Origin of the sequence: Nostoc cycadae WK-1, from assembly GCF_002897135.1 — a bacterium.
In the GTDB taxonomy this organism is placed as follows: domain Bacteria; phylum Cyanobacteriota; class Cyanobacteriia; order Cyanobacteriales; family Nostocaceae; genus Nostoc_B.
The window spans coordinates 1-11,969 of the sequence record NZ_DF978454.1 but is presented as its reverse complement, the minus strand read 5'-3'; the positions used below and the strand labels follow the sequence as shown (position 1 = coordinate 11,969).

At 39.0% G+C, this 11,969-nt stretch carries 15 protein-coding genes; 10 read left to right on the top strand and 5 right to left on the bottom strand.

What is annotated here, in order from left to right:
• Positions 1-181 precede the first annotated feature (181 nt).
• The 7 genes from NCWK1_RS28265 (at position 182) to NCWK1_RS28240 (ending at position 5,024) form a co-directional block, all read left to right on the top strand.
• On the top strand, positions 182-376 hold the full coding sequence (locus NCWK1_RS28265; protein WP_103126977.1) for a hypothetical protein: 195 nt from the start codon (positions 182-184) through the stop codon (positions 374-376).
• Positions 345-572, top strand: a complete 228-nt coding sequence (locus tag NCWK1_RS29255) for a hypothetical protein (RefSeq protein ID WP_146034056.1) — start codon at positions 345-347, stop codon at positions 570-572. The genes NCWK1_RS28265 and NCWK1_RS29255 overlap by 32 nt, the downstream gene beginning before the upstream one ends.
• 77 nt (positions 573-649) lie before the next feature.
• Positions 650-841, top strand: a complete 192-nt coding sequence (locus NCWK1_RS28260) for a hypothetical protein (protein ID WP_103126976.1) — start codon at positions 650-652, stop codon at positions 839-841.
• Complete coding sequence (locus NCWK1_RS28255) at positions 834-1,493, top strand: hypothetical protein (RefSeq protein ID WP_103126975.1); 660 nt, start codon at positions 834-836, stop codon at positions 1,491-1,493. Before NCWK1_RS28260 ends, NCWK1_RS28255 begins: the two co-directional genes overlap by 8 nt.
• Complete coding sequence (locus NCWK1_RS28250; RefSeq protein WP_103126974.1) at positions 1,490-3,478, top strand: IS1/IS1595 family N-terminal zinc-binding domain-containing protein; 1,989 nt, start codon at positions 1,490-1,492, stop codon at positions 3,476-3,478. The genes NCWK1_RS28255 and NCWK1_RS28250 overlap by 4 nt, the downstream gene beginning before the upstream one ends.
• An 803-nt stretch (positions 3,479-4,281) precedes the next feature.
• Complete coding sequence (locus NCWK1_RS28245; protein ID WP_245895011.1) at positions 4,282-4,791, top strand: GIY-YIG nuclease family protein; 510 nt, start codon at positions 4,282-4,284, stop codon at positions 4,789-4,791.
• Positions 4,792-4,805: 14 nt separating this feature from the next.
• Positions 4,806-5,024: a hypothetical protein gene (locus NCWK1_RS28240; protein WP_146034055.1), complete on the top strand. Its 219-nt coding sequence runs from the start codon at positions 4,806-4,808 to the stop codon at positions 5,022-5,024.
• A 345-nt stretch (positions 5,025-5,369) separates the two neighbouring features.
• Here NCWK1_RS28240 and NCWK1_RS29800 read toward each other — a convergent pair whose 3' ends face one another.
• Complete coding sequence (locus NCWK1_RS29800; protein ID WP_187308270.1) at positions 5,370-5,537, bottom strand: hypothetical protein; 168 nt, start codon at positions 5,535-5,537, stop codon at positions 5,370-5,372.
• A 222-nt stretch (positions 5,538-5,759) separates the two neighbouring features.
• On the opposite strand from NCWK1_RS29800, the gene NCWK1_RS28235 reads away from it, so the two are divergent.
• Positions 5,760-6,779: a protelomerase family protein gene (locus tag NCWK1_RS28235; RefSeq protein WP_103126972.1), complete on the top strand. Its 1,020-nt coding sequence runs from the start codon at positions 5,760-5,762 to the stop codon at positions 6,777-6,779.
• 88 nt (positions 6,780-6,867) lie between these two features.
• Complete coding sequence (locus NCWK1_RS28230) at positions 6,868-7,872, top strand: hypothetical protein (RefSeq protein ID WP_103126971.1); 1,005 nt, start codon at positions 6,868-6,870, stop codon at positions 7,870-7,872.
• A gap of 132 nt (positions 7,873-8,004) precedes the next feature.
• Here NCWK1_RS28230 and NCWK1_RS28225 read toward each other — a convergent pair whose 3' ends face one another.
• The 4 genes from NCWK1_RS28225 to NCWK1_RS28210 all read right to left on the bottom strand — a co-directional run bounded on the left by NCWK1_RS28225 (position 8,005) and on the right by NCWK1_RS28210 (position 10,247).
• Positions 8,005-8,547, bottom strand: a complete 543-nt coding sequence (locus tag NCWK1_RS28225) for a helix-turn-helix domain-containing protein (protein ID WP_103126970.1) — start codon at positions 8,545-8,547, stop codon at positions 8,005-8,007.
• A gap of 122 nt (positions 8,548-8,669) precedes the next feature.
• The gene (locus tag NCWK1_RS28220) at positions 8,670-9,110 is read right to left on the bottom strand and encodes a hypothetical protein (RefSeq protein WP_103126969.1); all 441 of its coding nucleotides are present in this window, start codon (positions 9,108-9,110) and stop codon (positions 8,670-8,672) included.
• A gap of 122 nt (positions 9,111-9,232) precedes the next feature.
• Positions 9,233-9,805 carry a hypothetical protein gene (locus tag NCWK1_RS28215; RefSeq protein ID WP_146034054.1) on the bottom strand — a complete coding sequence of 191 codons (573 nt, stop codon included), beginning with the start codon at positions 9,803-9,805 and terminating at the stop codon, positions 9,233-9,235.
• A 67-nt stretch (positions 9,806-9,872) separates the two neighbouring features.
• The gene (locus tag NCWK1_RS28210; RefSeq protein ID WP_187308269.1) at positions 9,873-10,247 is read right to left on the bottom strand and encodes a PadR family transcriptional regulator; all 375 of its coding nucleotides are present in this window, start codon (positions 10,245-10,247) and stop codon (positions 9,873-9,875) included.
• Positions 10,248-10,554: 307 nt separating this feature from the next.
• On the opposite strand from NCWK1_RS28210, the gene NCWK1_RS29795 reads away from it, so the two are divergent.
• A complete protein-coding gene (locus tag NCWK1_RS29795; protein WP_187308268.1) occupies positions 10,555-10,695 on the top strand; it encodes a hypothetical protein in 141 nt (46 codons plus the stop codon).
• The last annotated feature ends 1,274 nt before the right edge of the window (positions 10,696-11,969 follow it).

The window sequence follows — 11,969 nt, the reverse complement described above, 5'->3', positions numbered from 1 at the left end:
TTTTTTTATCAGGTGCAAGATGTGAGATAGCCGAATATGTCATTTCTGAATGTGACAAACAAGGTATTAATCTGGCTAACCTTCTTTTTGGAATTGCTCAAGCAGTAGGTGAACGCGGGTTTTCTGGTACAGCCGTCAAGTTATTGGAAGATGCCAGCAAAGAATGTCAGGAAGGTTAACTATGAACACGCAACCACTATCAGAGCTAGTAGAGCAATCACAGCAATTATTAACCCAAATTAGAAAGCATCCACAGTTTAAAATTCTGCGCTTTGACTGTGATGTGACTGCTGGAGATGTAGCCCAATTTTTTAACACTCTCCAATACTCGAACACTGGATTAGATGTATCTAGACTCGAAAGCTTCAACGAATAAGCGATCGCCATTCTTACCAGGGAGCAGCGATCGCCAATCAACCACAACCCAAAAAGGATTGCTTCAAATGAAAATTGTAACTGCATTTTTAACAGTTGCCATCACTTTGGCTACAGTTCAATCCACCATTGCCACAACTACACCACAACAGCCAGAGACACCGCAGCAACCACCGCATAGAGGCACTAACAGATAAAGCTCAACATTAAAGCCCTCAGATAGCTTGAGGGCTTTAACAGCATCAGGTATCAGGTATTTTTTAATCCTACCAAGATGGACAACGACCTAAACCGCCAAATTGAGCAAGCCAAAACTGACGAAAGCGAACTCAACGAAGTCTTAGAGAAATATGACCTAGATGAGCAATTAGCGCGGGAATTTAGCGACCTAGACAAAGCATTTCGCCAACTAGAAATTCGATATCAATCTTTAGTCAACGCACGAAAATTTTTGAACAATGGCTAAAATCGACACTACTAAAGCAGCCGCCCAAGCTGTAGCTGAAAAACTGGCCAGAGGGAAAGGCGCGACTACTGCAACCACTACCAATCAAGCCGCCGCCACTGTGACCACAGATAGCCGCATCCCTGGCTTACTGACTGTCACACCGGAAATGCTGCCAGCGATGATTCCAGCATTTCACCCAAGCAACTATCACATCGCTGATCCGCTTAATCCTCCCGAAAATTTACCCCAAGCTACAGAAGCCCAGTTAGATAAGGGCATGAAAATCTATGAAGGTGCTACCAGAGCGTTAAAACTCACGGGTGCAGCATTTGATTTAACCCGTGAGAAGTTTACCGTAGTGGGCAAACACGCCAAAGCTTTTGGTGCTGGTATCCAGGCAGCTACAGAGCTTGAGAAAGTCAAAGGTAATTATCTCGACTACCTTAACCAAAAAGAAGTTACTAGCCAAAAGTCTGTGACTCTGGATGTTAGCCAAGTCAAGACAACCATTGATACTAATATCGCAGTCCATAGCAAGGACGAACTCACCCAAAAGCTAAAACAAGCCGAATTAAAAGCCGAAGAATTAAGGTTGAAAACTGTTGAAACTGAGGGTAAATTATCAAGTTTTAAAGCTCAACTAGGCGATTATTTGGAGGTAAGAAAGTGATTCAGCTATATTTTAGCTTAGGTGCAATTTGCGGTGGTTTTGTAACTTATTTAATTGCTGATGCCAAGCTACAAAAAGAGCTTAGGAAAGCCGCTAAAATTGCCAGAAGTGCCAGCGATAACCTTCACAGTGTAATTAATAAGTATGAAGACTCCACAGCCAAAACAGCCAAGCTTAATAGCGAATTGTTAGCTTTGAGGGATGAGTTAAAGGAAGCCAGAAACACTATTAACTCTTTAGGACACGCCAAGATTGAGAATAGTGTAATGGTGGCTCATCTAAATTCTAAATTGGAGGAATATCAAGCTAAACTTACACAACTTTTCACCCAATCCCAGAAGGATAAACAACGAATTGAGTATTTAGAATCTGAGGTTGAACAATGGGAATTTAATTTTAAATCAGCAGTAGACGCGGAAGCTAACAAACGCTTTCAACTGGCTAAACAAACTGAGTTAGAGAAAATTTACTTTGAGCATGATTCAATTACCTCTGAAGCAATGCAACTGTTTAGACGGCTTCAATCTTGGGGTGAAAAAGTCGCTCATGGTCATCAAAGTAAGGCTGAAATTATCAAAAGTTTAGCTAGTGGTTACAACCAAAATTTAGATGAAGTCTCACAAGCTATTAACGCTGAACGTCAGAACTACCTTGAGCAAATTGAACTGTTAAACATCAGGATTGGACAGTTACAGCAGCAGTTAGCAGGCGATTTACTCGAACCCGTTTATGGTGAATTTGGTTTTGATGCGTCAGGGCGGATAGCCAACGCGATCGCCCAATGGCTTTGGTTTAATAAACAAGTACCCTTGAGAGTAACCGGGATAGAGGAAACTGACTCAGTAATTACGGCTGGCTATTCCTACAGCCGCACTATGTCACCCGATGCGATCGCCAAATTAATCAAAGATTGCTCCTCAGAAATAACTCGAAATTTAGGAATTTACAGCATTGAGTCTGTTAAAAAACTGGCTTTCACTGATTGCCTTGTGGTGAAGTTTCGCAAGGATAGACCAGCAAGGAAAGCTGACAAAGGTAGTTTGTACCGCAGCCAGCAAGAATTTATCAATTACCTGTTAAGCCAGCCGATTAGATGGCGAATTGTTGGGGAGCCAGGCGCGGGTAAAACTCCTACAGTCTTAGTTTTGATAAGTCATATATTTAAGCGTGGGTTTCTCACTGGCAATACTCCCAATGGTAAAAAACTTGATTTTACAGAGATTGCATTTTGTAACCCATTGGCAGGAATCAGCGTTAAAAACTCCACAGATTTAGACTTTTGTTTACGCTGGCAGAGTGCTAGTAGAGGCTTTCAAGGCTTGGCTGATGAATACCAATTTCGTAAATCTTCTACTAACTCTGAGTACAAAGATACTGTAGGTTACATCTGGGCTTGTGATGAGTTTGATAACGCTATTGATACTGTTGGCAATGACGGCGGTAAGCAATTTAAGCAAGTCCTTAAAGACGGCGGCCACATCAATATGGGTGTCATTATCATGGGTCAATCTGGCATGGTCAGCACTACCAAAGGGTTAACCATTGATGACCAAAAGATGTTAACCAATGTCTACATTGACCCTGTGAGCATCAGAACATTTCTCACCCAGTATGGCGAGAGATTCTACAGCAAGGCAGCAGTAGAAAAAGCACTGGCCACACTGGAGCAAATTGAATTAGAGATGGAAGAACAGAATGAAATCATCTGCGACACTGCCAGAGAATTCAGAATTGCAATGGTGACAGCTGACCGTTCACCCGTGTTTTATCAACTGCCTTACTTCGATGGTATTGATATTGATTTAGCCGCTTATCAAAAATCAACAGACCAGATAGCAGCTATGAGAAAGAATCCTTTAGTTGATACACCTACTTTACTGGCTTGTCCTAAATGCCAAAGTCAGAACATCAAAAAGAATGGACACTCTCAAAGTAAGCAAAGATGGCAATGTCGAGACTGTGGGAAAAACTTCTTAGAAAATTAAGCGTAATGTGCGTCAGAAAAACTGGAATTATTTTTCTGCCAATATCTGCCGCTGATTGGGAAATATTGGGAAATATCGGCAGAAAACGGGACAAATTTCCCAACATTTTAGCTTATTGAGAATTAGAAACAATAGTTCGTTTTTAATAGTTTAAAAATTGGGAAATATTGGGATATTTTGGGCGGATTTGGGCGATTGTTCCAAAATAGCGGCAGAAAGTGGCAAATATTGGCAACAAAATTAAAACTTGAAATGGTTTATCAAAAATAAAAGTTATTAATTAGTCCAATATCATAAATAATCAAAATTTCTTCAACCTGAAACTATTGAAAATTCGTTGACCATTAACTATCAACACTAATTCTCAATTAGCAATACAAAATAAAAATGCTTTTGTAATAAATTGACTACATTTTGTAGTAAAAACCAACCACAACTATCAGCGTTAAAAAAATGAAACGACCAGTCAATTATTTTAGGAGTACGAGAGAAAGGGTAACGGTAAAAAGTCGCAGAGTAAGTATCGAGCCAAGCTATTTTGCTCCTCACCTTGCTAAATTCATTGCCAAAAGATGTACTTTCTCAGTGTGCTTTAATCACATCCTTATCAAGTGCAAAATTAACAAAGATTATGCTTACTTGATAAGAAACAGGCAATACATCTTATGTATGTTTGCAACGATATTCTATCTAGAAGAAGACGGCGGCATGATTAGACAATCATTCCTTACTACTGATGGCTTATGCAGTCTTGAAAAACCTTGGATTATTAAGTTTTAAGGCAACTGAATAAAGCGTTAAATATGGAATCTCGCTACTTTAACAATGAGTATCAAGCCAGAAACGACCATGAACCCGGATACATATACTTAATGGAAGCAGAAGGCTATCACGGTTTAATTCCTGGCTTTTACTTGCGGCGTTGCAAGATTGGTTTATCTCGAAATCCGCAATTGAGGTTAGAAAACTTTCATGCCAATCAACCACCATGTAATATTAAAATTCTCACTACTGTTTATGTTCAAGATATGGCAGAAGTAGAGACACGACTGCACGACCACTTTAAACATTGTCAAGTTAAAGGCTTAGTCAAAAGCCGCGAATGGTTTGACTTTAACCCGTTGCAAATGGCAATGGTGCGATACGCGATCGCCAAGCATGACATTCATATTTTTACTTTTGATGAATTGCCAGTTAAACTAATCCTGTTCTGTTTGTTGGCTTTATTAGGGACAGGAATAATAGCAGGAAGAATGACAAGTCAGGCAACACTACTGCAATTAGAAAAACCACAAAGTAAGCAAATAAATTAATAACGGTAAATGCAATGATGTATGAAGACTTTGCTAAAAATATTTTTAAAATTTTACTTGAAGATTGCAAAATTCGTCTTGATAACAATTCACGCCTTATTGCTCAATATCATAATCAAATTGAGCAATTAAAGCTGAATGCCCAAGAGCTAACGCAAGAAAGTCAACTCATCAGTGAAAGAATCTCTACCCTAAAATCAATAATTAAGCCATCTAACAATGATTCTGACTAGGCGATCGCCCCATATTTCATCAAAATATTTAACTCCCGGCAATGAGGTATTTTTCAGGTAGCCTAGCCAAATTCATTAAATCGAATTGTGCTTACTCAGAGGTCAACGGGCATTTGCTAGTTAGGTGCAAAACCAAGAGCGTATTTGCGTTTATCTTCAAAAATCGCTGCAAAATCAAAGGTTGTAACTCGGTCACATTGATTTTTAAGGACAGGGTAAAAACATCATTCCCAGTGAGGCGATCGCGTTAGCTAAAAGCGATTACTTATGAGAATGTTCTTTATGTGATTCTCATAAGTAATCCCTAAAAAAATTAAGGGTAGGTTTTGAGCCTACCCTTTGGTTTTAGAATGGTGCGTTACCTGTCTTGAGTGTGTAGCCTAGATAACCTTGCCAGTATTCACCCTCGGTTGTTTTGGGCGGTAGACCGATAGCCGCGTCAAATTCTCCAGAACAACGGTCATTTTGATTGTTAGCTACTGCTGAGACTTGAGAAATTGTTAGAGTAGTCATAATCGAAAAAACCTTTTATGTTGTGGGGACGTTGGCGCGTCCCTCTTTCATATCCCTATACTAAACGACTTATTTAAGCATTACAAGAGCTTTAGTATAGGGATAATTAATGGATTTATCCCTATACGAGAGCAAATATTGATAGATAAATTATTGACCCTAATCTTTTCCTTGCTTACAATTTAAATAGTTAAATTTGCTAAATATGCAAGTAAATAAGGAATGAGCAGAGAAGTTAAAAGTGCTGATGAGCTAGAGAATAGTTATATAGATGAGCGTGTAGCCTACTTACTGCCCCAGTTTGAAGCTCTAGCACCATACAAAATCAATCAACGTAAAAAGGGAACTGGAGACTTACCAGGATGGGAAAAACTAGCAGCCATTGAAGCTAAAAATCTTAAAGTTACTTACCCAGATGAAAGACCAGAGGAAGAAAAAACTTATGGCACTTGTTTGAGGCAGATTACGGCATTAAAAAAAGCACTCAAAACATCTGCAAAAACAGACCTAAATGATAAAGCCCTTTATCATCCAGTTTTGACCATCATTACTCACTTTGGTGAAGCACTCTCTTATCAATTTGCCAGTTACAAAGAGCGTCAAAATACAGCCTATCGCCAACAGGTAAAAGAGCGTAGTGAGCCAGAAGCCAGGATTGAGCTAGACCTTACCCTATACCTACAAAGAGCTAATAACTTACTTACTAGGATTGCTTCGGGAGATGAAGAAGGAATTGACTGGAGAGATGTTAGCTGCGCTTTAGCCTTAGCTACTGGCCGCCGGATGGCAGAGGTGCATTTATCAGCGAAATTTGAACTTATTGGAGAATATGAGATTGCTTTCACTGGTCAATTAAAGGGGAAAAATCGCCGCATTGATGGCACAAATTTAAGGAATGTAGTGTTTAAAATTCCGACTTTGTTACCTGCCAAACTTGTCTGCTTTGCTCTACAGTGGCTTGGTGATAAAGACAAAAGATTTCCACCTAATGAAGATACAGAACGAGTTAACCGCCGCTGGTCTAAAGTTTTGAGCGAAGCGGCTAAGGATTGGGCAATTATCCCAGATATGACTTACCACAAGTTTAGAGGAGCATATTTAAGAGCCAATATCGTTAATTCTGGGATTGACCCATTTGATTACATTCCTTATGCAAGTAGCATTCTAGGCGACGACGACGAAAGCACAATTAAGACTTATCAGCGATTCGTAATCAAGCCTGGAACACTTACCAGAATTTAAATAAATCCCTATACAAATCGTCTTGACATACTTTAACAAGAGGAATAGTATAGAGATAAGTATAAGTATAAGTAGTATTGCCAATATTATGAGTGAAATCGAGCGATTAGAGAGAGAGAGCAATGAAATTTGGGCATCTAGGCTAGGAGCGATCGCCGCGCACCAGTTAAAAGGTGTCAAGGATGAGCAAGCGATTAGAGAAATAACGCTCAAATACTGGGAACCAATTAGAGCAGCCATCACCAGCGATAACAGCCTGAAAAGACCTAGAACAGCTTTTGCAAAAGCCATTACTGAAAAATTTCCTAATTCTCAAAAGCGAAAGCCAGGGTATTACCACACTAAGCCACGCGGTAAAGCTGCTCACTGGGAGCATTTAGCCCTATGGTATGCCACAAGCAACCGTGACCGATGGGATGTAGTAGGGGATGAAGCAAGAGTTGCTTATAAAGTCAGTTTTGAGCAACCAACACAACCAGAACAGCCGACACAGACAGAACAGATAGAACAGACTCAGCAAGCAACACAACCAGAGCAAACAGAGCAAATTACTTTACAACAAGAAGCTACAACTACAGTACTCTCATTAGAAACCATGAATATTGCACAACTAGAATTAGACGTAGATACACAGAAAGTAGTAGAAGACGCGATCGCCTACTCTGGTATGTCACTGGCTGAGTTTGTGAAAAAAGCTTGCCAAGTTTACGCCAAGACCGTGACAGGTAAAGTCAAATTGGCTGATGAGGATTTAACCCCAGTACCTACAGCAGAACTGATGAGTGAAAAATATAAAACCCATCCTGGTAGAGCTGATGAGCTTACACGCCGCGCTATTTATGCTTTAGAAGTACATAACAATAACTGCACTGAAAGAAACCAAAAATGGCATATTAACCAAACTGCAATTCAAACTCTGACAGGCAGCAAGCCAGCGACCATCAAGAAAATTTTAGAGAATTACCAAATTCGACTTGATGACCACAACGCCAAGCATGAATTAAACCCATACGATAACCGCAAGCCAGGGATAAAGATTGATGAGGCAATTAATTTAGTTGAGCTTGTACCTGATGGGTTAAATGTGGTGTAGCGATCGCCTACCAACTCAATAATTGAAGATAGCTTCTCAACTACGCCAATCTCGCCAAAACTCGTAATCTCGCCAGAGCTTTATATAAGCTTTGCTGCCGTTGACTATAACTCTGTTGTTATTTGGCGAGTTTTAAAATAGCTGTTCAACATAAGTATTGAGGTCACTTCGTTTTATTCGCCAACCCTTACCAATAACTTTGGCTTTTAATTTATCCGATGTTATCGCATCCCTAAGCATCTCTCTGGAAAGTCCAGTTAAGGCTTGAGCTTCTGCTAGGGTCAGCAGTAATTTATCGGCAATTGATACAACTGGCTGAGTTTCGCCTTTACCTAGTAATAACTCAATAATTGACGACAATTTATCAACTACGCCAATCTCGCCAAATTCCAAAATCTCGTCAACCTCGCCAAATCCCGTAATCTCGCCAGAGCTATATGTAAGATTTGCTGTCTTTGGCTGTTGCTCTGTCGTTATTTGGCGAGTTTCTACAGCAGGTTTAATTGTAGGTTGATTGAGTTCCTTCTTAAAGGCTTCGAGTTCAGTAGCGTCGAAGTTTGCAGTAGGTCGAGTTTTACCTTTCTCGTAACGAACGCTAATTTTACCTTGCTGTACATAACGCTCTAATGCTCGAACACTGACATCTAGAAAATCAGCGGCTTCTTGCTTGTTCATATATCATCGCCAAACGTCGCCAAAATCCTATCATAGACATGGCGATATTTGGCGAGTTATTCCTATTAGTTCACAACCTAAGTAATACTATGGCTTTTAAAGGTTTTGGCTATTTTCTAATTTTACTTAAGTCCAATTTGGCTTTTAGATTGAAGTATGCCATTGTAAAAAATAACCGTGATATTTGAGCCATCGGAGTTCTGCCAGGCAACAGTTACATTTTTTCCTACTTGCTTTTGTTCAATTCCATAACTACCTAGAATTACCCTAACATCTGTCAGATTCATCCCTTCTCGAAGCCGCTCATAATCAATTAGAGTAACAGAACTAATTTTATTTACAGTAATCTGCTCTTTGCTATTGCTGGATTGTGTGTTTTTGAGAAGACTGGAGTGGAAATTAGAACCAAAGGCAACTCCTACAGAAAAAATAATCATTAATAATCGGACATAAGGATTATTAAGAGGACTTTTAGTTAGACTAGACATAGATGTATGCTCCCCTTGAGCAAAGTAAGCTGAAACAGACACTAAAGAATTTGCTGTAGATACAACAAAGGACATGGTGATATTTTTCTGCGAAATAAATGTTGGTGTTGGCGCATCAACATTTATTTATTTAATAAGCAATCTTTACTTTCACCATTTGTTTTATTATCTAAATCTTTATAATCTCATGATTGAACTTAAAGTCTTGGTTTATAAAGCGGAGAAACTTTATCTGCTATGGCTTTATGAACATAAGACAAAATTAAATCGAGTAGATATTTTAGTGTCAGTAAATTAACGATAGTTACTCTAAATTTTCCTGAATTTTCTTCCAGCCAATTAGCACGTAAATCAATAAGATGCGCTCTATATTCCTCTGGAATTATGGCAAATATCCTATTGTAGATAAAGTTATGATTTAATCTTAAGACTACACTTAGGAAGAATACATTTACTAGGATGGCTGTTAGTGAACTTTTTTCAAAAAAATTATTTTGCGTAGCTACTTCTTTTTCATTTTTTACTACGGGCAGAATATTAATTTTAGAACTTTTCAATTCTAAAGTTGCCGACTCATCAATTTTCTTAAGATGATCTAAGACTTTCTGAGCCAGAGAAATTTCATGACTATTTTGAATATCAATTATATTTTTAATATCTTTTGTTCTAGCTTTTCCGTCCATTTCAATATTTATGTTAATTTGATTACCTAATGAAGCCAAATCTATTATGTGGTGATTTTTAGTGGTATTGTCTTTGATTAGTCCCATAACCATTCTCCTTATTTAACTAAATCAATTTGCTAGTAAATGCTGATTTAAGAAACAGAAAAGTTAATCAAAACCTAGAATTGAACGTATACTGTCCATCTTTTATAGATTCATCCTGACCTCTTTGTGCTAATAACTTGCGATATGCTTGTGTACGAGTAATTGCTACTTCCCCATCGGGTGTAATTGTGTAATAACGACGACGGGTTGATTCTGCTACTTCTTCACCCCAATCTCCTTTAATCAAATTTGCGTCTTCCATCCGTCTAAGTGTCGGATACAAAGAACCTATTGCTAGTTGTTTTAATTTTTGTTGTTGTCTTGCTTTGTTTACCGTTTCTAGTAGTTCTAATCCATAAAGCTTTTGTCCTAGCAGAGCCGTAAGTAAATCCTCTTCTAGGGATGAAAGAACTATCACACCTTTATCTTGTTTTTTTGCCAAAATACTATCTCCTAACTATTACAAATTTGATATTACAAATTTGATATTACAAACTTGATATAAATATAGCACATGATTTTGGTATCAGGTTATTAACTCTGATTAAAATTGCTATTCACCCCAACCGATGCCGCCTGCCACGCCCCATTGCCCTTAATCGCCCCGCTGCACCAAAGTTAACCCCACCACGAAATAGCGTGAGTGGGGTTAACTTTGGCATTTAAACCGTGTATGGGGTCGCCCCACATTAACAGGAATGTCAGCCACCACAGGTTGACAAATTCCTATTGATGAATGGATTGATTTTATGAATAGAAAGCAGATAGCGATCGCCACCTTGATTACAGCAAGTGTCTTAGCCATGCACTACCCAGACATTAAAGCAAACCTGATTAATGAGGTCATAGTTTATCTCGTAAAATGGGCTGTTTTGACGTTGATTCGATGACAAAACGAAACCCCACCACGAAATAGAGTGAGTGGGGTTAAATTTGGGATTCTAGCCGCCTTCACCTGCGACCCTGATATTTGTGTCCCAAAGTTGATATAGGGCTTTTTAGAGGCATCACCAATTTTCATGATTTGAATTAAGCCAGTAGGGTATTGTTCCACCATTGGGTTATATATATAGAAAATACAACAAAGTGGTGGAACGCCTGTAAGGTAGTCTGGGCAAAGATTATGAGCCGCTTAAGCAGAAAAAATTTAGAGAAATTTCAGTGGTGGAACGCGTGATTTTTGATGAATGAAAAATGAATGCCTAAAAAAGTGGTGGAACGCCTGTAAGGCAGTCTGGGCAATGCTTACAAGCCGCTTAAGCGAAAAACTCTTAGTTGTGGAACAAACCTAGTAGAAATGACGGCGGACGCAACTTAGCCAACATAGTGAGACATACTGCTTTAAAAAGTGGTGGAACGCCTGAAACAATTGCACTGCAAAGATTAGAATCCGCTTAAGCAGAAAAAATTTTAGTGATAAAACGGCGGCGGGACTTTAGCAGCGGCGATGAGGAATTGGAGGCGATCGCCTATGACCACTTTTCTATTCACAACTGACCACTAAATTAGTAGTCACTAAAGCAGAGTGGCGATCGCCTGTTACGCTATGCCTGTACAAACTTGTATATAGATGCTGAGTGTTAACCTGTGCTATGGGTATACAAGAGGGTAATGTTAAAGATGGCGATCGCCTGCCTTGTTATCCCTAAACTAGTGGGAAAGTACATAGATGTTAAACATTGGTCTTAGCATCACTATACAAGAGGGTAAGAAAAATGAACGCGATCGCCCGTTATGTCATGCCTATACTAGAAGAAATGTATACAGATACCAGATGTTAGCTTGAGCATAGGTGTACAAGAGGGTAAGAGAAGTGAGGGCAATCGCCTGATACAGTATCGCTATACTAAAAGCTATGTGCATAGATAAAACCTGTAAGCCTTCTATATGGGTATACAAAAGGGTATGAATGCAGATATCTCCATACAGAAAGGCGAGGTATACCTATACATCAGGGTAAGTATGCAGATATACCCAAACAGGAGGGATAAGCTATATATATACAAGAGGGTATGAATGCAAATATCCCTATACAACAGCTGTCTCTTATACACATCTAGATGTGTATAAGAGACAGATGTCACCCGATGCGATCGCCAAATTAATCAAAGATTGCTCCTCAGAAATAACTCGAAATTTAGGAATTTACAGCATTGAGTCTGTT